The 20,287-nt window shown below is 67.4% G+C and carries 12 protein-coding genes and 2 pseudogenes; 8 read left to right on the forward strand and 6 right to left on the reverse strand.

The features are described 5' to 3' along the window. Positions 1-201: 201 nt before the first annotated feature. From CF165_RS42530 to CF165_RS42545, 4 genes are read right to left on the reverse strand one after another with little or no spacing between them, the layout of a single operon-like run. A complete protein-coding gene (locus tag CF165_RS42530) occupies positions 202-1,494 on the reverse strand; it encodes a Wadjet anti-phage system protein JetD domain-containing protein (protein ID WP_093953257.1) in 1,293 nt (430 codons plus the stop codon). After that, positions 1,484-5,653, reverse strand: a complete 4,170-nt coding sequence (locus tag CF165_RS42535; RefSeq protein ID WP_093953258.1) for a TIGR02680 family protein — start codon at positions 5,651-5,653, stop codon at positions 1,484-1,486. The genes CF165_RS42530 and CF165_RS42535 overlap by 11 nt, the downstream gene beginning before the upstream one ends. Continuing rightward, positions 5,650-6,837 (reverse strand): TIGR02678 family protein, encoded by a 1,188-nt coding sequence (locus CF165_RS42540; protein ID WP_093953259.1) that lies wholly within the window; start codon positions 6,835-6,837, stop codon positions 5,650-5,652. Before CF165_RS42540 ends, CF165_RS42535 begins: the two co-directional genes overlap by 4 nt. Then, the gene (locus tag CF165_RS42545; RefSeq protein WP_143268818.1) at positions 6,834-8,414 is read right to left on the reverse strand and encodes a TIGR02677 family protein; all 1,581 of its coding nucleotides are present in this window, start codon (positions 8,412-8,414) and stop codon (positions 6,834-6,836) included. Before CF165_RS42545 ends, CF165_RS42540 begins: the two co-directional genes overlap by 4 nt. Before the next feature lie 218 nt (positions 8,415-8,632). Between CF165_RS42545 and CF165_RS42550 the strand changes: the two genes are divergently transcribed. The 4 genes from CF165_RS42550 (at position 8,633) to CF165_RS42565 (ending at position 15,915) form a co-directional block, all read left to right on the forward strand. Continuing rightward, a complete protein-coding gene (locus CF165_RS42550) occupies positions 8,633-9,577 on the forward strand; it encodes a PIN-like domain-containing protein (protein ID WP_143268819.1) in 945 nt (314 codons plus the stop codon). 318 nt (positions 9,578-9,895) lie between these two features. Beyond that, complete coding sequence (locus CF165_RS42555; protein ID WP_093953262.1) at positions 9,896-11,287, forward strand: recombinase family protein; 1,392 nt, start codon at positions 9,896-9,898, stop codon at positions 11,285-11,287. A gap of 1,089 nt (positions 11,288-12,376) precedes the next feature. Then, complete coding sequence (locus CF165_RS42560; RefSeq protein ID WP_093953263.1) at positions 12,377-15,163, forward strand: DUF4365 domain-containing protein; 2,787 nt, start codon at positions 12,377-12,379, stop codon at positions 15,161-15,163. Continuing rightward, entirely contained in the window at positions 15,067-15,915 is an 849-nt protein-coding gene (locus CF165_RS42565; protein WP_338023657.1) for a PIN domain-containing protein, read from the forward strand. The genes CF165_RS42560 and CF165_RS42565 overlap by 97 nt, the downstream gene beginning before the upstream one ends. A 115-nt stretch (positions 15,916-16,030) precedes the next feature. On the opposite strand, the gene CF165_RS42570 is transcribed toward CF165_RS42565, so the two are convergent. After that, the gene (locus tag CF165_RS42570; RefSeq protein WP_093953265.1) at positions 16,031-16,954 is read right to left on the reverse strand and encodes a hypothetical protein; all 924 of its coding nucleotides are present in this window, start codon (positions 16,952-16,954) and stop codon (positions 16,031-16,033) included. 384 nt (positions 16,955-17,338) lie between these two features. Between CF165_RS42570 and cmtR the strand changes: the two genes are divergently transcribed. The 4 genes and pseudogenes from cmtR to CF165_RS50720 all read left to right on the forward strand — a co-directional run bounded on the left by cmtR (position 17,339) and on the right by CF165_RS50720 (position 19,543). Beyond that, entirely contained in the window at positions 17,339-17,710 is a 372-nt protein-coding gene (gene cmtR / locus CF165_RS42575; protein ID WP_093953266.1) for a Cd(II)/Pb(II)-sensing metalloregulatory transcriptional regulator CmtR, read from the forward strand. Beyond that, positions 17,707-18,430 (forward strand): annotated as a pseudogene (locus CF165_RS42580) (cation efflux transmembrane domain-containing protein). The gene cmtR and the pseudogene CF165_RS42580 overlap by 4 nt, the downstream one beginning before the upstream one ends. A 74-nt stretch (positions 18,431-18,504) precedes the next feature. Continuing rightward, positions 18,505-18,734 (forward strand): annotated as a pseudogene (locus CF165_RS42585) (transposase); the annotation flags it as partial. 584 nt (positions 18,735-19,318) lie between these two features. After that, positions 19,319-19,543, forward strand: coding sequence for a hypothetical protein (locus CF165_RS50720; protein WP_143268821.1), 225 nt, complete (start codon positions 19,319-19,321; stop codon positions 19,541-19,543). A gap of 438 nt (positions 19,544-19,981) precedes the next feature. Here CF165_RS50720 and CF165_RS51475 read toward each other — a convergent pair whose 3' ends face one another. Continuing rightward, positions 19,982-20,146 carry a hypothetical protein gene (locus CF165_RS51475; RefSeq protein WP_158226915.1) on the reverse strand — a complete coding sequence of 55 codons (165 nt, stop codon included), beginning with the start codon at positions 20,144-20,146 and terminating at the stop codon, positions 19,982-19,984. Positions 20,147-20,287 lie beyond the last annotated feature (141 nt).

Below are 20,287 nucleotides of genomic sequence, written 5' to 3' on the forward strand. Positions count from 1 at the left end.
AAAGTCAGTGCGTTGTAGCATCCGATCTGTAAACTCATGACGTTCCGCTACCGCGACCGTCGCTCGTGCCGCGCCCTTCGTTTCCTGAATTCCCGGATTACCGGGTCTCATTCACCTGTTTGTCGTAATAACCTAACGTTTCGGCAACCACAATCGGGCTCGGTTGAAGGCGCTCTGGACCGGGCTCGGCAGCAATCCACATCATGAGCAAGGAAACCCTGCTTCGCGCACGATCTCCGCGAGTCGGCCCGTGAGCTCGCGAATGACAGGGTTGCAGACCTCGATGCCTTCCTGTTCGACCCGCTCGCCGGTCGTCGCGATGTGGCGGGCGAGCTCGCGCAACGCCGGCGGCCCGTGGAGAGCTAGTTGAGCCGCGCGCTCCTGCCATCGTTTGCGATCAGCCGGCTCGTCAGCGCGTTTGGCACCGAGCTCCCAGAGGTCGGCGGTCATGCCGACGGGGTGGACTTTCCGGCCAGCTCGGCGCTGCACGTCCTGGATGATCTCGATCCCGCTGGGATCGAGATCGCACCAAGCGACCAGCGGCACCTCGGGGAGTCTCCGGACGAAGCTAATCAACCCGTCCGTGGCGAATCCCTTGATCCACACACATAGCCAGCTGTCGGGAGCGGCTGTCTCGGTGCACACCCGATCGAAGCTTTCGCCGTTCTCGACCAGCAGCACCCCGCGTGGTGTGCCCTCGATCAGGCCCAGGCGCAACACGCCCCGAGCGGGCAGGCTGACCCAGGGCCTGCTGCGGTGCGCATCCACGAGTACGTCGTCGAGCCGCCACACGAGCGGACCGCGCAACCGGATCTCGGTGTCCGCCACCTTAACGGCCCGGTCGAACGGCACACGGACGAGGTTATGGAACGCGGCCCGGCCCGCGTCCGTCCAGTTCTTCGCGCCGCCAAGCGCCGTTGCCGCCAACCCCTTCTCCGTGACGATCTCTCCAGCTTCCCAACACGGCCACCACACCGCCGCGGCCCGGATCGCCGCGCTGAAGCTGCTCCAGGCGCCAGCCTTGGTGCGCGTTTCCTCGGGAACGCGGTAGGTCGATCCTGGCGGTAACGCCGCCAGCAAGCGCCGTTCGAAAGCCAACTGCGCGACCGGATCCATGATCGCGAGCAGCTCTTGCCGGTCGTGCGCGACCCGCGCGGTCTTCTCTGTTAGTTCCCGCTGCCGCCGTTCCGTTCTGGTCACGACCGGACCGTGCACGAGCTCGACGAGGTCGTGCAGTCCGAGCCGCACCCGACCACTGTCGAGGCTTTGCTGTGCCAGCCGCAGGTTGATCCGGTCAGGACGCACCGCTCCGTTATTGCCGAACAATTCGACCAGCTCGCCGCACTGGTCGTCGCTCAGCGGCGGTGACGTGAAGTGCAATGGACGATCGATTCCCCCGCCGTTGACCAGGCGGGTGTGCAGGGCGAGAAGGAACTTCACCGGTCCTGGCTTGGCTGCCCAGTCGCGGATTTCGGCGACGAGCTCAGGGTCCAATGACAGTGTCCTCTTCCTCGCTCCGCTCGGGATCCGGATCCGGATCCGGCCAGGCCAGCGCCGGATCGTCCAGCCTGTGCCTGGTGTGGCCGTCCCAGATGAACGGCGTGGTGAGCACACCGTATGTCGACGGATCCCGGAAGAGACTGTAGGTGACCAAGCCAGGCACCTCACTGTGGAAGCCCCACTCGTCGTGGCTAGCCAGGACGAAGTCTAGGTCCAGGTCGGTCAGCAGGCGCAGGCAACTGCCGCGCATCTCGGCGTCAATGCCAGCAAACGCCTCATCCAGGTAGACCGGTCGAGGCGCGGTTTTCGCGGCCGCTTCGTAGTGCGCCGCGGCGGCGACGAACAATGGCAGCTGCAACATGACTGCCTTTTCGCCGCCGGACCCCTGCTGGTGTTTGGCGTCGTTGAGCGGCGTCCATCTGTCCCCCGCCCCGAGCTGTACCTGGAGGCGGAACCGGGACCACAGGCGGTAGTCGAGGGCTTCCCTTAGGTGCACTCGCCAGTCGCCGACGGAATCGTCCTCGCGCACCTGCCGGACCCGGTCCGCAAGGAAGCCCACCAGTTGGTCTCGAGCGTCGTCGCTGAGGAACCTCGTTGCCTGCTGGTCGAGCAGCGAGATGGCCTCGGCCACGTCGGCGCCCGCCTCTTCGTCCGGTTCCCACTGCAGCCGCATCCGCAGGCCGGACGCAGTGGGCCGCTCGGCGAGGAGCCGGTTCATCCGGTCGCGAAGGGTTTTTGCCTCGACCCGGCACTGCCTCAGGTGTTCGCCGATCCGGCCGAGCAGCACCTCGGCGAACAGCTTGCGTTCCTGGTCATCAAGGTAGCCGCGCCGAGTTTCCACCTCGTCGCCGATGATCTCCCGCAGCCGCGGCACGGACTGGTCTGCCCCATTGTGGTTTACCCGCACGACGAACAGCTCGCCTTCGTTGTCGCCCCAAGGGCGCCAGTCCGGCCCGGTGATGTTCCGCTGCAGGTCGCGGAAATGCTCGTCGACGAGGTTGCGTGCCGAATTGCGTCCCTTTTCGGAGCTGTCTTCCTCGCGCAGGACCTGCTCGGCTCGGCGTGCGTCGTCCACGCTGTGCGTGAGAGTCGGGTTGACGGCTTCGGTCTCGATGCCGAAGATCTCCGCCAGGTTGAGGAACCCGAGTCGGCGTGTCCGCTCGAACTCGGCGACCGCGTCGGCGCGTTGCCGTTCCCGGGTCTTCCGATCATTCTCGACGGCGCCCAGTCGACCTTTGGCCTCCCCGAGACGTTCCGCGGCGTCCCGTTCCAGCTGTTGAAGCACGACTGCCTCCTGATCCAGCTGCCGAAGCACCGCGCGGCACTGTTCTAGCTCGGCCAGCACCCGCTGGACGTCGGCGCCTATCAAGGCATTGCGGGCTTGGTACTCGGCGTCGAGCTCCGCCGCCTCCGTGGCGGCCATCCGGTACTCCGCCTCGACTGCTTCGCGTCGGCTGCGCAACCGATCGGCTCGGCCGATCGCGGAGGTGTGGGAGGACCGGAGCACGGCGACGCGTCCGGCCAGGGCCACTATGTCGGCGACGGCCTCGCGGTAGTCACCGAGAGCTTCTTCCAGCCGGTCCAAAGCCACCGGCGTGATGGCGAACGAATGCTCGTTCCCGTACGACTTGAGCCGGCCGGTCACGGTCGTCAGCTCGGTACGCCGGGCATCTAGCCGCTCCGTGGCTCGGTTCACGTCTGCCGTCAGCGCGGCCGTCGCCGTGAGCGCGAAATCGAGTTCGAGGCGTGCCGCCCGGACGGGCTCGTCGCTCGGGCAGCTCATCCGCTCCAGCCGGACCTGCGCGATGCGACCGTCCAGGACGGATATCACCTCGTCCAGACGCTCGGCTCGCGCTACCAGCTCGGCGAGCCGGATATCGAGCCGGGCCAGCTCACGTTCCCGGGCTGCCGCCCGTGCGGCGGCCCCGATGTAGCAGGCCGCTCCGCCTCCTGTGCGGCCAGTGAGAGGCCCGATCGACCAGCCGCCGTCAGCGCTCACCCAGGCTCCGCCGGTATCCGGATCGGCGACGGGCAGGAACGCGATGCTCCGAAGGATAGCTTCCACGACGGCGGCAGGTACGTCGGCGTCGGCCACCGGACGCAGCACCGCGGCCAGCGTGACGCCTGCTGCGGGTGGATCGGCCGGACGCAGGAAGGTGTCGAAAGCGTCCGATCCCCTCAGCGTCCCATCGGGCATCACCCAAGCGTCCAGCGCACCAGCGCCGAGCAACGCCGCTTCGACGACACCGCAGATGCTTTCCTCGGTTTCCCCAGCGAAGTTCACCAGTCGCCAGAACGGCGATCCGGCCAGCGTCTCCGTGGTCCGGTCCCGGCGCTCGACCAAGGGCGGCGGGGGTGCCAGTTCCTCCGCCGCGGCGACGCGTTCGCGTTCAGCAGCGACCTCCGCGTGGTCGGCCGCGCATGACCGCCGTTCGGCGTCCTGGACCGCTCGCTCGGCCAGGATTGCGTCCTCGGCAGTCACGGAACGGACCCGAACCTCGTCGAACAGCTGCCCGGCGCCGGGCTCGCCAGCGGCCGCGACCACCTCCAGCAGAGCGGACACGTCCGCTTCGTCCCACGTGTGCTCGCGGCAGTCGTCCATCCAGGAGACCAAGGCGGTGCTTACGCCTTCCACGGCGGTGTGCACGGCCCCCTGCTTGCGCGCCACGTCGTCCGCCGACTCGTCTCGGCGAGCCACCAGGTCATCCCGAACCGCCTGGGCCCGGTCGAAAGCAGTCTGAGATTGCTCTACTTCGCGCAGCAATCGGCGGGCGTTGCCAACTGCTGCCCGCCGTGCCGAAATCACCGCGTGCAACACCGTCCGCACGGCTGCCGCGTCGGTGTGCAAGCGTTCGGCCTGCATCTCGTGCTCGAGTTCAAGACCGCTCGCCTGGGCGCGTTCACCGGCTTCGGCGGAGGATTCAGCGAGCTCCGTCTTGGCCTCGTTCAGTGCACCGCCCGCGGCCTCGGCTTCGGTCCCGGCTGCATCGAGTTCTCTGCGGGTTTCGGTCAGCCGCTGTTCCGCCTGCACCGTCTGTCGGGCCGCGGCGGCCGCCTGCTTCTCCATAGCGATGAGGGTGGAGTGCTGTTCGATCTCCGGCCGCTGTTCCAGCGCCCGGATGCTCGCGTGTTGCCGGGACCGTGCGAGTTCAAGTGCCGAGGCTCGCGCCGCCAGCTCTGCGACGGCGGTTCCGGCAGCGGCGAGGCTTTCCCTCGCTTGGTTCTCGTCTCTAGTCACGTCGTCGTATCGGGTGACCGCCGACCGGACCTTCGCAGCCACGTACCGGACCATGCGCCGGGCGTAACCGCGGTATACCGTGAGGAAGCGATCGACATCCTTGCCCGCCTTGACGAGGTCCTGCAGGTCCTCCTGATCCCGGGCGAGCTCGTCGAAACCGTTGGCCAGCTCGTCCACGAGTGCCTGGTCGACCGGGGGCAGGCCGTCACGCAGGAGGTCGGTCAGCCGTTCGACACCGAAGTTTTCGCTGAGTTTCGGGCGCCGCAGCGTGATCAGCAGCTCGACGAGCGAGCGGTATCTTTCGCTCGTCAGCCCGAAGAGCTGCTTGGCAACGGCGGCGCGATAAGCCTCCGCAGTCGTGAAGACGGCCTGTGGTTCCAGCAGTTCAGCAAGCTTTTTCTCACTCGCCGGAGTCCTGGTTTTGTCGTACAACGCGAAGTCTTCGCCCATGCGAAGGCCGGTCAAGAAGTACCACGAGTCGGGCGACCCGCTCCTGCTCGCTTGGGCGCGCATGCCGGCGCCGACCGTAAGATACTCGGGAGTGCCGTCTTTACGCAGCCGTCCGTACTCGCACCACACATAACCGATCTGGTGCTTGCGGTCGGCGTAGAGCAGGTTGTCCCGCATCGACCGGGCCGAGCTGCCGAACGGGTCAAGTCGGCGGGCGGTGAGGTTCGCGTCGAGCAGGAAGGGACTGGTGACCTCGAGCACCTTGGTCTTCCCGCTGCCATTGCGCCCCCGCAGCACCAGCCTCCCCTGGTGGAAGACGAACTCTTGATCGTCGTACTGCCAGATGCCCTGCAGGCCCATCCGGAGGGGCTGGAACCGGGACCGGGCTGGCTGTGGTGGCTCGCCGGCGAGGAGCGCGGACAGCGCCTGGTCGACGGCTTCCGCCGATGCCTCCGTCCCGGTCACGCCGGTGTGCCGTTCCGCGATGTGGCCGGGCCGGCGAATTCTGGCGGTTCCGCCGGCGGCCGGAACCGCCCGAGCGCGGGGAGCAGGCGCACCCCGTCCGTGGTGCGTTCCACAAGGCGGAATGCCGTGAGCACCACCAACGCCGCATCGAGAGCGGTCGAGGGCGTTACTGGCTTCTTCTCGATGGTCGTGACCCGCTCGCCCACCCGTTCGGCCAGCCACACCGCCAATTCCCGCATCCGGATCTCCGGGACGACCACGCTGCTGCCGAGCCTCGCGCCGGGCTCCGCCGTTAGTGCCCCCGCCAGCAGCAGCGCGGCGTACGGCCTCGTGGTTTCCGCCGGGAACCGCAGATCGGTCAGCTCGTCGTCGACGATCGCGGCGCCCTCCTCACGCACTTCGACCTGGACGCCGAGCAACTCCTTGACCTCGTGGAGCAGCGCATGGCGCTGAGAGCGGAAGTAGTCGCGCTCATCTTCGGTGAGTTCGTCCAGGTACAACACGGGTTCGTCGACGAGACGCCGCATGATCAGGTGCCGGCGGCGGCGGTTGTGCCCCACTGGGGTGTCCGGGTGCGGTTCGGCGATGAGTCCCGTCGGGGTCCCCGCCCTGGTCGGCGCGACCGGGCAGGCGAGCACCAGCGCCGCCACCCGGTGGTCGACGTCGTAGATCGCGTTGCCGGCACCAGACAGGTATTCGGCTTCGTCCTGCTCGGTGGACGCCCGGTCGCGGGTGGGCAAGAGCACGCCGTGGTCCACCAGCAACCGCAGCGCCTGCACGAGCCGGCGGCGCTCCGCGAAGTCGGCTGGGTCGAAGGTGGCGATTTCCGCCCGCACCCCCGATAGCGCGGTGACGGCGTCGGCAATCTCAGTGATCACCACCTGGTCGCCACCGTCCTCGAGCGCCGCCAGCACCAGGCAGTACAGCACGCACACGCGTTGTTCCGGGGCATCGTGCGGCAGGCAAGGGGTCCCGGCAGGGACCTTGTTCAACCTGATCACGTCGCGGTCGACCACGAGCTTCCAGCCCAGGTTGTGCTCGAACCATTGCTGAAGCCGGTCGCGGTGCTGCCGCCGCACCGCGGCGGCGATCGCCGCGTCGGGACCTCCGGAACTCAGCAACGGCCTAGCCAGCAACGCCCGGGCGGCCAGCCGTAGGCTCTCGATGTCAGCGTCCTTGGTCATTTCGCACCCCGGTGCAGATCGACGACATTCAGTTCGAAGTCCTCCATGGCGAGAGCACCGTGCGTAGTGCGGACAACCGCTCGGCGTGGTTTGCCCGCCTCCTGCGATGCCGGGCGCAGCACGACGCGAAGCCGGCCGTCGCCGGTGCGGCCCTCGCGGGTCCCGGCGATGTCCGGCCGGGTCGAAAGCACGACGTTCAGGCAGCCGAGGAACACGTCCAGCTCGACCTCCGACAGGACGGGCAGCTCGGACACGCGCACCGGCGACATGGCCGTCAGCCGAAGCACGGCGGCGTCGGTCACGGCCTGCTCTTCCGCCTGCCTCCGAGCGAGCTCGCGCTTGGCAACCCGGGGGTCGCGGACCCCGTTGGGCCTGCCCGTCGCCGACCGCGGTCCTTGTTTGCGCAGCCTCGGCTCCACCGGCGCCGCGGGCCCCTCCCACCAGCTGGTCTTGCTCCGGACGTCGAGGTCGCTCACCGGGGGATGCGCGGATCCGAAGTGCCGAGCCGAGTACATGCCGAACGCGGATCGCCAGATCGCGGCGCGGGCGGCGCCGTCGCCGGTGCCGGCGAACCACGTCGCGAGCGTCATCATGTCGGCGGCCCGGTTCACCTTCCGGAAGCGCTGGTTGTTCCGCCGACGCACAGTAGCGACGATCAAGTTGACCGCTTCAGCGGAGCGGTCCTGCAGGGTCTGGGCGACCGGCGGCCGGTCGTGCTCGCCGAAGAACCAGCCGCGGAGACCACGCCACTGCCTTTCGAGCTGCGCCGCGTCGCGCTCGGCGACCTCACTCATCGTCATGCCTAGCGTCGGAGTCGCCTCGATCGCCGCGAGGCCGGGAAACAGGGCGACCACGCCCGCGGCCTCCGCGTCCTCGATCGCCTGGGTGATCGGCGACGCGTAGCGCAGCAGTGCCATGACGAACGTGCGCAGGTAGAGGACCACGACGTCCTTGTAGGCTAAGAACACCTCGTCCTCGATGTCACTGCCGGGTTCGAGGGCGCGGTTCAGCCCCTGTACGAAGAGCTTCGCATTCTCCGAAAGCTGGGTGAAGCCGTTGAATATGCGCTGCACTGTGCTGTACACGTCGCGCCTTGACGTGCCCGCCTCGCGAGGCTGCAAGAGCCTGACCAGTTCGGCCAGAGCGCGGAGCACCTCGGGGAGCATCGACGACTGCAGCGCGCCGACTGCGCCCAATTCGCGGTCGATTGCGGCCAGCGCGCGGTGCACCTGGGCGCCAGCCGGAGTCAGCTGGTAGAGAAAGTCCTTCTTCAGGTATTCCTGGTAAGTCCCTTTGCGGTGCCGGTTCTGGATGCGGTCGACGTTGCCCCATTCGTAAAGGCTGGCGAGCAGCCGCTCGACCGGGGGCCGCTCGTCGAGCTCCGACCTGCTCGCCAGTCGGTCAGTCACCCTCCGCTCGATCTCCGCGGTGGGCAGGTGTAGACCGAGGCGCCCTTCCTCTTCCAACAGAACGTCCAGCACCAGCCGGTAGTACGCGGCGTCGGCGCAGACCAGGTAGGACACGACCTGCATCCGGCCTGGTAGATCCGCCGCGGGGAATTCCTCGTCCTCGGACACCGCAAAAAGGTCATCGGCTCCCGGCAGGACGGTGAAACTGCGGACGCCGGCTTCCGTTCCCTCCAGACGAAACCCCTCCCCACGAACCCGGCACGCCGTGAACGGGGGTTCCGCCGGACGTACGAGAACGTTGGCTAGAGTACCTCTCCTCGTGACGGCCTAGTCACGCGGCACGAGTTCCACCCGAAAGTGGTTTTTGATCTTCGAAAGGAGGTGACATGGCAGCCCTTCGTGACCGGCGGGACGAAGAACCCGTGCTACTGGATTGGCAGGGCCAACTGGATCAGCTCGACAGCGCGACATTCATCCTTGACACGTGCTCGTACCTTCAACTCTGCCGGTTGCGTGACCATGACAGCCGTCAACTGTCGGACGCCATTGATTTCATCAAGGAACGTCTGTGGGTCCCCCATCAAGTGTTCACGGAGTTTGTTGACAATTCCCAAACCATTGTCGGCGCCATCCTCAAGGAGGCCGAGGACGCGTCAGCCGCAGTCGGCAAGCTGATGCAGCAGATGGGGTTCGTCGCGGCCCGGCAATTGCGGCGGTTTTCCACCGCGGACCCGCGCGGCAAGACGGTGCTTCGGAAGGTCGAACTGGAGGTCCGTACACTGCAGGGGGTTCTGGTGTCCGCAGGCCACCACGGTTCCGATCCCGAGCAGGCGCTGACCGCGCACGCGCTCGCCGCGACCGACCGGATCCGAAACTTCATGAGCGGCCGGGTCGGCCCGGAGCCGACCGCCGCGAAGCGCGCGGCCTGGATCGCGGACTCCCAGTGGCGAGTACGCGAAGAGAAAGCGCCGAGCTGGGGTGACCGGAAGAAGAAGGAGCTGCTGCGGCACAACGACTGCCTGATCTGGCATGAGATGCTGGACTTCGCGGGCGCGCAGGTCCCTCGCCGAGCCGTCGTCTTTGTCACCCGGGATCTGAAGGACGGCAGCTGGGTCGCACACCGGAACGGCCAGGCCGCCGGCGCGCACCCGGACCTGGTGGACGAAATGCGAGCCCAGACTTCGACGCAGTTGATCGTCATGACAACGGCAGACCTGGTGGCCTATGTGAAGCACTCGGAGAGCAAGCAGGTGTGGAAAGCCGACACCGGCTGGGGCGAGGAAGCATCCACCAGCTCGATCCGCCCGGTGCCGTCGTTCTTCCCCGACTGAACTCTGGGAACCGAGCCGGCCGGACACAAAGCGCCCGCCGACCACAGAAGATCATCGCCGCACCTGACGACCGGCGCCCACAGCGACCACAACTCCCTCGGCGCGAGGCCCCACACGGGAGCCCCGGCATCTGCGTGTTAACCCGCTTCGTCGAGCACATGGCAACCAGGTCGGGTGCGTTGCAGTCGATCTTTCCGGTGGCTGCAATCGACGCTGGCGTGCCTGTTGGTCTACCCGAGTGATCGCACGCGGTGTTGTGTCATGCATCGACCTTCCTCACGTCGCACAGGTGGCAGTTGGTGACGCGAGGTGGTGGAAATGGGAATTCCTGATCTTCTCAGTGAATGGGGTCAGGGAGCGCGTCAGAGGCTTACCCACCGTCCCCACCAGCAGGCGCGCGGCGCGGTCAGGTTCGCGTTCTACGGTCGGACGTCGACGGTTGAACACCAGGATCCGGTGAGTTCCGCCGCGTGGCAGCGCGAGGCAGCCGAGACCTTGATCGCTGGGCGCGGTCTGATCGTGACGGAGTATTTCGATGCCGGCTGCTCACGGCGGTTGCCGTGGCGCGACCGGCCGGAGGCAGCGGCACTGCTGACAGCTCTTCATGATCCGGGTCGTGGGTTCGATGCGATCGTGGTGGGAGAGTACGAGCGCGCCTTTGCCGCGGACCAGTTCGAACAGCTGGCCCCGACACTCACCCGGCACGGGGTGCAGGTCTGGCTCCCGGAGGCCGGCGGGCCGGTCGAGGCCGGCAGTCCCCTGCACCGGATGCTAATGACGGTGCTCGGCGCACAATCACAACGGGAGGTGCTGCGGGCCCGACACCGGACGCTGGCGGCGATGCGCGCCCAAGTACGCATGCAGGGTCGTTACCTGGGAGGGCGTCCGCCGTACGGGTATCGCCTGGTCGATGCCGGACCGCATCCGAACCGGACACACGCCGGCTGGGGGCGCCGACTCCAGCGACTGGATCCGGACCCAGTGACGGCACCGCACGTGAAGTGGATCTTCGCCAAGCGACTCAGCGGCCGCAGCGCAGCGAGTATCGCTCGCGAATTGAACGAGCGAGGCGTGCCAAGCCCGTCCGCATTGAACGAGCGAGGCGTGCCAAGCCCGTCCGCAGCGGATCCGGGCCGCAACCGACACCGTTCCGGCCAGACGTGGTCACTCCGCACCATCGTCGAGATCCTCCGAAACCCGCGATACACCGGCCGAGAAGCCTGGGACCGCGTCCCCGGCCGTAACCTGCAAGACCCGCAAGCACCACGGGGCAAGTTGACCATCGCGGCCAAGCCTTCTCATCCAGCGCTGGTGAGCGAGCGGGATTTCGTCGCAGCACAGGCTGTCCAGGTCACCCGGACGGCGTCCGACGGCACGAGACGCGTCTACCAGCTGTCGGGCCTGGTGCGATGCGGGTCCTGCGGACGTCGGATGGACTCACATTGGATCAACGACCGCCCCGGCTACCGCTGCCGACATGGGTACACCAGCGCCCAACCCCGCCCAGCGACGGGCGCGAAGAACCTCTACCTACGAGAAGACGAACTCCTCGCACGGATTGCCACGCACCTGCACGCCCACGGCGGCCCCGCCCACGATGTTGCCGCGTACCTGCGCGCACAGAACTTGACGATCAACTGCGACGCCGAGACACTGACGCTAGGATCCGCGGGAGATCAACCCACAGGACCGGCCCGGCCCCACGACTGATCGCGAGGCGATCGTCCATGGGGCAATGATGTGTCCGAGGGGACTCGAACACATGTTCGTAGCATCCATGCACAGGATACGTGTTCATGCGACAGACCATAGCTGCACACTGCCGTCCGTCGCTAGCTGACATTCGTCCATCTTTGCTGGTCAAGCACCTATTCCCATCTTGGGCGGTACCGGCGACGAGTCGCCACGCCCCAGCCGGTCCCCGGTCATCATCGACCCGGCAGCATCCAACGAGGGCGACATAGCATCCCGCCTAAACCACACACCGTTGGAACTCGACCGACCTGGCGACAGCAGCTTCGCCACATGAACGTCAACGGGTCCAGGTGGACGAACAAGCGAGCCGTACCACTGCCGTTTTGAGACGCGGAATTCGAGGTCGACACCCAGCCACGGTGACCTCTTGCGGGCTGGACCGCCGCCAACGGTCCAGCGGCCCAGCACCGACGACGTTCGTGACCGCATTGACAGCTCAGGCAACCTCGACACCCGGCAAGATCCATTGGCCCGCGGGATTGTCGGACGCATCGCCGAGCCGATCGCCTGCTGCAACGGATTCAAAACCCGTGTAGTGAGAGTTCGAATCTCTCCGGGGGCACCACCTCTGACCTGCGAAAACAGGTCTCTGAGCGGCCTTGGTTGGAGTGGCGATCCAGTCCGGGATGTCCGGTTGTGTACGGCTGAAACCGGTGGCGTGCGGCCAGTCGCGGTCTATTCGCGGTCTACTTTTTGGCGGATCCGAGGCCGCGGACGGGGGCTGGCAACCGGCCGCGCGGGAGTGCCGGAGACGGTAGCGGGCCGCGGTGTCCTGGCCGGGGCGGAGGTGAAGTCCGGCCGGCCTAAACCGATCGGCCTGTCGGAGCGCGTAGCTCGGTAGGAAGGTCGGGCGTTTCACGTAGCCTCCACGATGGGCGCCTTGGGAGTCGCAGAAGTAGGACGGCGGTGCGATGCGAAAAGCGGTTCGCGCATGTTGTGTGCGGTGCACTGAGCAAGAGTTGGTCTTTGGACCTCGTGCGCGCTCTCGGCGGGGTCAGGAGCTGCTCGCATCGGCCGTCGGCGCCAGGCCCAGCGCGGGTTGGCATGACCGACAGCTCGGACACCGAACGGCTGGGCGTTGGTCTGGCTGATGTCGCGTTCACCAAGTGGGGATGGGTGTTTCGCAACCAGCCCATCGGCGACTACGGCATCGACGCGCACGTGGAGCCGAAGACCGACGGCGTGCCGTCGGGGCGCCCGGTGGCTCTGCAGATCAAGACCGGGCAGTCCTACTTCGAGCCCACCCCGGAGGGGTGGCGGTATCGCGCGAAGGGCAACGAGCGTCACCTGCACTACTGGTTGGGGCACACCCTCCCCGTCTTGATCATCTTCTGTGATCCCGAGACCGAGACCTTGTACTGGCAGCACGTGACCGCGGAGCGGATCAACTACACGCCGAATGACTGGACGATCGTCATTCCGCGCAACCAGACGATCACTCCAGACGCCAAGGATGCGATCACCTCCATTGCCTATGCGGCGGTGGGCGCAACCGAAGATCCTTTGGACGAGACGATGCCGTTCCTGCCGCCTTCGGTGGCGGACGCCATTCGTCGCGTCGCGGCCAGTGAGCCACGTGGGACGCTGCGACTGGCCGTCACATTGGCCCGTGGACGCGATGAACCGCGACTGGCGGTCGAGACGATTCTGGCCAGTCGGCCGAGTTGGTTGGAACGCGGCGTTGGCCAGTTCGAAGCGGTCCTGGGTGTGTACTCGGTGGAACACGGGCACTCTGACCTGGCGGCTCGAGCATTCACACTGGCCGCTGAGCAAGTCGACGCGGGCGCGGGGAGGCTGTATGCCCTGGCCGCCGCGTTCACCGCCGGTACCGGAGACCTGCCGAGGGCAACCGAACTACTGGACCGTGCTGAGGCTGTCGGTGCGCCACCCGTGCTCCTGGCGGCCGTCCGCTGGCATGTGCAGCAGTTGAACGAGACCGACCAGGTCCCGGTTCCGGACGCCCTCCGGACCGCCCCACCTCACGAGTTGGCCAGCGAGCCGATGTGTCTGGTGATCCTCGGTGTCGATGCGGGCAACCGCCGCGACATCAGCGGAGTCGTGTCCTACGCCGAGCAGGCTCTGGCCGCTGGCCCGGACAACAGCGGCCTGCAGTTGCGGATGGCCGAGGCGCTGCTGTGGCGCGTGACGGACGGCTCGGCGGCGGTACCGGCCGAAGACCTGCGCCGCGCCGAGAACCTGGCCACTGCCGCATGGCAGCAGCGACGCCGCTGGGCTGGCCCCAGCGAACAGGCAGTGATGGTACTGCTGCGCAAGCACCTACTTACCGGCGCCTACACAACCATGATCAACCTCGCCACGCCCATGCCGCAAGGACAAGCCAGCGAACAAGAAGCAGGCGAAGGCAACATCGCCTACCTCGGCTCCATCGCGGCCCTCGCCCTGGGCCAACGCGACAAGGCGACCGAGTTCGTCGACCGGGCCGAAGGAACCCCGATCGCCGCGGGCCTCCGCGCGCTGGTCGCCGACCCCGATCTTCCGCGAGACGAACAGATCCGACTGTGGCAGGACGCGCTGCCCACGGTCGATCAGCACGACTTGCGCGTGCGCGGCCTCTACCGCCTTGCGGCGTTGGGTGCCTGGCCGTTTCCCGAACTCGAACAAGCCCGCGAATCCGGGGTCCTCGATCCGGTCACGGCCGACCTCTTGACCGCCCGCAGTGAAGCCGCCCGCGGCCAAGTGCAGGCCGCCGTCATGCGGCTGCGCCGCCATACCGCAACGACGGCCGGCGCCGTGGAATTGCTGGTCGAGGTGCTGGAGAACGACGGTCAGTACGACCAAGCGCTGCAGGAGTGTGCGCGAGGCATCACGCGCTTCGGTGAGATCGTGCTGGACGCGATGCGATTGAACTTGCTGCTGCGCAGCGAGCAGCGTGACGCCGCTGCGGACTGGGCTGCCCAACTCCTGTCGCGTACCGAGCTTCCGGCCGAGCGGCGGCTGTCCCTGCGACGTGGGCTGATCGGGTTCTACACCGTGCGAGCGGACTGGCCGAACGTCGAAACGCACAGCCGAGCGGCGCTCGGCGAGCACTCGGGACACGCCGATCTTCAATGGGCGTTGATCGGTGCCACCGTCAACCAAGGTCGCCTCGACGACGCATGGACACGCTTGCAGCAGCTCACTCCGCCGATCATCCACCGAGGCGCGCTGGGCGTGTGGATGGGGCTGCACGCACAGTTCGGGTTCACCGAAGCCGACATCACCACCGCCCTGGACAGCCTGACCCGGTGGTCCGACGATCCCGAGGTCGGTGCCCAGATTCTGGCCACCCTGATGCACGCGGGTGGCCGACGCGCGCCCGACGGCCGGCCGATCCTGCCCGATCTCGACGAGGCTGGCCTGCAGAGATTCCAGGACGCCCTCCGCGACTACATTGCCCGTTATCCCGACGGCCCGATCCGCGCGATCAACATCGACGGGCTGAACTTCGCCGAGATGATGCGCGCGCAACTGGCGCCACGCGCCGAGCAGGATCGGCTGTTGGTGAACCTGGTGAGGCAGGGACGACTGCCCATCGGATTGCTGGCCGCCGCCCGCGGTCGGTCGTATGCCCAGGCGCTGATCCAACGCGCCTGCGGGCCGATTGTGGCGATGACCCTGGACCCTGTCCGCTTCGACCGGGAAACGCCGCCGCGAGGGCCTCGCTCAACCAGTCGGTCGTGGTGGACACCAGCGCGCTGGCCACGGCCACATTGCTTCCAGACCGGTGGCCTGTACTGCGGGCCGTGTTCGCCGAACTTGTGGTGCCTCGCAACGTGCTCCACGACATCCAGATCACCGGTGCAGAACTGCGCCGCGATCCCGACAGCCTGAGCTGGATCGGATTCGACCCCGACCAGGACGCTCTGACGCTGACCGAACCTTCCCCGCATCAGACCAGCGAGTCCATCACCCGGATTACCGACATCGACGCCGCCGCCCGCGATCTTGTCGCGGTGGATACACCTGCTCGCGACGTCTTCCCCGACCGGGGAAGTTTGGGCGATCGCGAAGTTTGGGTCAGTCCACTGGAAACGGCGGCGCAGACAGGCAAAACGCTGTGGAGCGACGATGTGGTTGTCCGCGAACTGGCAACAGGGCAGGGCATACCCGCATTCAGCACCCTCGCCTTGCTGCACGTGCTGATCGAGGACGAACTAATCGAGGACACGCTGCGCGCCGACGTACAGACGTTGGCCCGCGCCCACGTCGTCGATCTGACCCTGACCGCCGATGAACTCCTTCGTCTCGCTCGCGACGAGAACTGGTCGCTCGGCGCTGCGGCCACCTACGTGCAACGCGGCGGCTTCTGGTCCGACTACGACAACGCACTCACCGACTGCCTGCCCATCTTCGAGAACGTCCACGCACACGAACCCGACCTGCTCGTTGCATGGCTGGTCAACGTCTGCATGGGTGTCGCCGACCATGTGACAGACCCTGCCCTGGAACACGCCCTTGGCCTGGTCACCGACACGATCGCCGACCATCTCGCCGTCGACGCGCCTACTCGAGACGTGCTGCACGACGCCGCCCACGCCGCAGCCGAAACCATTCGGCGGCAGCGGGACGAGCGTCATCAATAACAGCGTGGCAGCCTACTCGCGACACCGACTGCCCGATCACGATCGTGAACGTCCCGAGGCCCCGTCGGGCGAGGCTGAGTCCCGTCGTCAAGCCGGTCGGCGGCGGGAAGGCCGGTCACGGGCGGTAGGGCACCAGCCGGGTCCACTCGCCGAGCGCACGGGCGAATCCGTCGTCATCGTGCGGGTCGAGTTCGCCGAGGATCTCTGATTGGCGGTCGCGGCTACCGGAGCGGGTGATCGTCATCGGTGCCTGGGGGCTGCTGTCCCACGAGTTGCGACGATCGTCGTGGCCCGATACGTAAAAGACCTCGTCATCGACCATGTTGTCGCCGTGGGGCACGACGAGGTGCGCGAGCATGGGGTCGTCCTCGGCCGCCGCCCGGCCGCCGTGCGCCTTGCAGGCCGCGACGAGCTGCTCGATGCGGACCAGCCGGTCGCGGATAGCCCACCGCTCGGCCGGCGAGTGATCCGGCCCCCAGCCCCGGACCAGCCACGCGGCGGCACCTTCCGGAAGCGGCCCGGCCTGGCCATTACGCAGCGACCGGGTGACCTCGCAGGTCTGCCACGCGCGGGAGTTCGCCAGCGGTTCCTGTCCGGTCCGGAGTACGCGCAACGCCTCCGCGCGGCCGGCGGCGTCGGCAGCCAGTTCGTCGGCGAGTGTGAGCCGTTGCGCGCGGGCCAGCGTGTTGATCGCCGCTGGTAGTTCCGTTGCCAGCAGGTCCCTGACGTCGGTGAAGCTCCACTGGTCGGTGTGGCGGTAGCCGTCCTCGGGCAACTGGATCTCCTCGATCTTGTCGACCGGGCTGCGTAGCTGGTCGATGAGTTCGCTGATGGCGACCTCGATCGCGGGAGAGGCGTCCAGCCAGGCGGCTGCATCCCAGGCGCCTTCGGAGAGGCGGGTGAGCGAGTGGGCCAGGTCGCCGGCCTGGTCGGCGTCGGTGAGGGTGGTGACTTTGGCGCTGTGGTCAGCCCATTCGCCGGGCCAGGTGGCGATGACGGTGGCGCGAGGACCGGAGAGCAGAACGCTGTAGCTGGTCACGAATGCTCCTGACGAGGCTGCTCGTGGACAGCAGCCAGCACACGAGGCTCGCCGTCAACGAGGAAGAAGTGGGGTATCCGGGAACTCCGCGGCACGACCGCCGAGCCAATCCGTCCTCACAGCATAGGCCATCCCAGCCACCACTCGACGAGACACACGACGCGGGAGCCGGCGGGTGTAGACCGCGCCGCCACCGGGTTGTGTGCTCAGCTCGGGGACGACCTAGCTCCGGTCGGTGGGTTTCCTGGCCGGCAAGCTCGTGTCGCACAACCCCGGATCGATACCTGCTGGCGCGGTCGAGTTTTCGGCAGGCTTTGCGACCTGCTGTTCCGCGAACTGTTCAGCGGTTGCTGTCATATCAGTGTTGGCTGTACTGTTCGTTTCATGCTGACGTGTGAGACGCGCGAGTCGGCGCTGGCCCGGCTCGGCCGGGCGCTGGCCGACCCGACCCGGTGCCGGATACTGGTGGCGTTGCTGGACGGGGTGAGTTATCCCGGCCAGCTCGCCACGCAGCTGGGTCTAACTCGCTCCAACGTGTCTAATCACCTGTCCTGTCTGCGTGGTTGCGGGCTGGTTGTGGCCACCTATGAAGGCCGCCAGGTCCGCTACGCCCTGGCCGACCAGCACCTGGCCCGCGCGCTGAGCGAGTTGGTCCAGGTGGTGCTCGCCGTCGATCCCGAACAACCCTGCGTCGACGACACGACCGCCCCGGCTGCCCCTGCCGCCGCGACGAGCGCGGTGGAGGCGGGGCGATGAGCGAGGACACCGACCACCGGCTCGACCTGCCGTTGACGGCGACCCCGGCGACCGAGCAGGACGGCTGTGCCGACGGGTGCTGCGCCCCGGCCGCCACCAGCTCCGCTGGCACGAATCAGGTCGCCCCTCAGCGCCGCGCGGTGCTGTCGCGCCGGGTGCGGCTGCTGGTCGCCGCGACGATCACCTACAACGTCATCGAGGCGATCATCGCGATCGCGGCCGGGACCGTGGCCTCGTCGACCGCGTTGATCGGGTTCGGCCTAGAACTCGGTCATCGAGGTCGCCTCAGCCGCCGCAGTGGCCTGGCAGTTCTCCAGCAAGGACCCCGAAGCTCGCGAGCGCGCCGCACTGAAGGTGATCGCGCTGTCGTTCTTCGCCCTCGCGCTCTACGTCACCGTGGAATCCGCGCGCAGCCTGCTCGGCACCGAGGCCGCCCAGCACTCGGGAGTCGGAATCGTGCTGGCGGCGGTGTCGCTGCTGGTCATGCCGTTCCTGTCCTACGCGCAACGCCGTGCCGGGCGCGAGCTGGGTTCAGCCAGCGCGGTCGCCGACTCCAAACAGACCCTGCTGTGCACCTACCTCTCCGGTGTCCTATTGGTCGGGCTGCTGCTCAACGCCCTGTTCGGCTGGTCCTGGGCCGACCCGATCGTCGCCCTGGTCATCGCCGCCGTCGCCATCAAGGAAGGCCGCGAAGCCTGGCGCGGCGAGCACTGCTGCTGACCGTCGCGTAAAGAAGGGGCCTTCGTGGCACCGGAATGGATGACCGCCGCGGTAGTTGACGGGTAGCGTGGGCGGTGATCGAGCCGCCGGTGCAAGGCGGTGGCCGGCGGTGGCGTGATCACCGTCAGGTGGTCAACGCGATCCTGTGGAAGCTGCGCACCGGCGCCCCGTGGCGTGACCTGCCCAAACGCTACGGGCCCTGGAAACCGCACACGAACGGCTGCGGTTGTGGATCAAAGACGGCACCTGGGACAAGATCCTCGACCGGGTGATCGTCAAAGACGACGCCGTCGGCGACCTCGATGCGCGGACGGATCGTTGTGGGCACGGTGCTCCTCTCGACGCGTCGCGCTCCTGGATGAAGCACGGCTGTCTGGCCGTGGGGACCGGCCGCCGCTGGGACGCCATCGCCGATGTCCTGCGCCGCGCCGACCGTGGCCGCGAAGGCGGCCGGGCCGCGGCTGATGCGTTCGCGGCCGCCCGCATGCGCCGGGCGGCAGCTCGACGGCGACCTGCACGTCGCCGACATCGCGGAACTCCCCCGGGCGATGCCGTCGCACCGATGATCGGGGCCAGTCTAGTGCCGCGACGGCCGGAACCAGGATTGCGGCCGGGGCCAAAGCCGGGCAGGAACTCCGCGCCGGTCGCAGCGATGTCGCGCAGCGCTTGCAGGAACGGCTGCACACCCTGCGCTAGGTAGCCGATGGTCGCTGCGGTGACGTTGAGGATGGCCGAGACATCGGCGAGGGTGCGGCCCTCGCGCGCGAACCGCGTGAACCCGCGCGCTCCGGCGTTCAAGCCGGAGGCGACCCGAGCCAGCTCCGTACGCAGCAATGGCAGATACGTCCCTGCCAGCCCGGTAATGTCGGTGGCTAGCCTGGCGAACAGGTGCTGCTGCACCTCCTGGCACAGGCCGAGCAGCGCGGGTTGGAGGGCGTGGGCGGCATTGGCAGCGGCCGCCATCGCGGGCGGCAACTGCTTGATCGCCTCGGCGTACTTCGTCGGGTCGCTCTCATTATGCGCGTCAGCGAACCCCGAGAGCCCGAGCTTGAGCGTGCCGATCGCGGCCGCGGCGGCGAGGCCGGCGGCCGGGACAAGCAGCAACGACCCTGACGCGGTGGCTGCAACCTGCCAGCTCAGCCAGAAGCCGGACCGCAGTCTGGTCGCCTTCCCGGGCGCCACCCGTAGCTGTTCTTTCAGCAGCGTCGTCTGCACCTGCGCGGGCAGCCGCAGCGTCGGCGTGTCCCGCTCGGCCTCGCCGACCTGGTCGCGGAGGTGACGGCCGAGCCCCTGCAGGCTCGGCATGACCTTCAGATAGGCATGACCGATCGTCGCCATCTGCGACCACCCGTGCTCGCTCGCCAAAAGGCCCTCGGACACGGCGTTCTGGTCACAAGTCGCGGGCAGCCGCCGTGTTGAAATAAGGGGATGAACGCAGCGAAGGTCGTCCGTGCGAACGAGCCGTTCTCCCGATGGTGGGTATGGACGCTCCTAGCGCTAAGCCTCGCCGTCGGGATCGTCGTAGCCTTGACGCTTTGGGGTCGGACAACGTCAGAACACCGAGATGCGTTCGACACAGGTTGGAAAAGTGCTGCCGCAGTACTGGCAATCCTGGCCGCGATCGTTACCGCAGAGCGTTTGCGCCTTGGCCAGCACGAACATAGAAGGCAACTCAGTGCCGATGAAGCTAAAAGGCTCGCGGACCAAGCTGATCACATTACAGACCTATCCGCCAAAGCCAGCGAGCAGCTTGGAAGCGATAAGGCGGCCGTGCGAATCGGAGGTCTCACCGATCTCGAACGCCTTGCTCAGACTTATCCTGAACTGAGGCAAACCGTGATAGATCGTATCTGCGCG

Origin of the sequence: Amycolatopsis vastitatis (genome assembly GCF_002234595.1) — a bacterium.
Classification (GTDB): Bacteria; Actinomycetota; Actinomycetes; order Mycobacteriales; family Pseudonocardiaceae; genus Amycolatopsis; species Amycolatopsis vastitatis.

Coding starts and splice junctions, on each gene's coding strand:
- CF165_RS42560 (WP_093953263.1), top strand. CDS start 12,377: ATGACCGACAGCTCGGACACCGAACGGCTGGGCGTTGGTCTGGCTGAT.
- CF165_RS42540 (WP_093953259.1), bottom strand. CDS start 6,837: ATGACCAAGGACGCTGACATCGAGAGCCTACGGCTGGCCGCCCGGGCG.
- CF165_RS42550 (WP_143268819.1), top strand. CDS start 8,633: ATGGCAGCCCTTCGTGACCGGCGGGACGAAGAACCCGTGCTACTGGAT.
- CF165_RS42555 (WP_093953262.1), top strand. CDS start 9,896: ATGGGAATTCCTGATCTTCTCAGTGAATGGGGTCAGGGAGCGCGTCAG.
- cmtR (WP_093953266.1), top strand. CDS start 17,339: ATGCTGACGTGTGAGACGCGCGAGTCGGCGCTGGCCCGGCTCGGCCGG.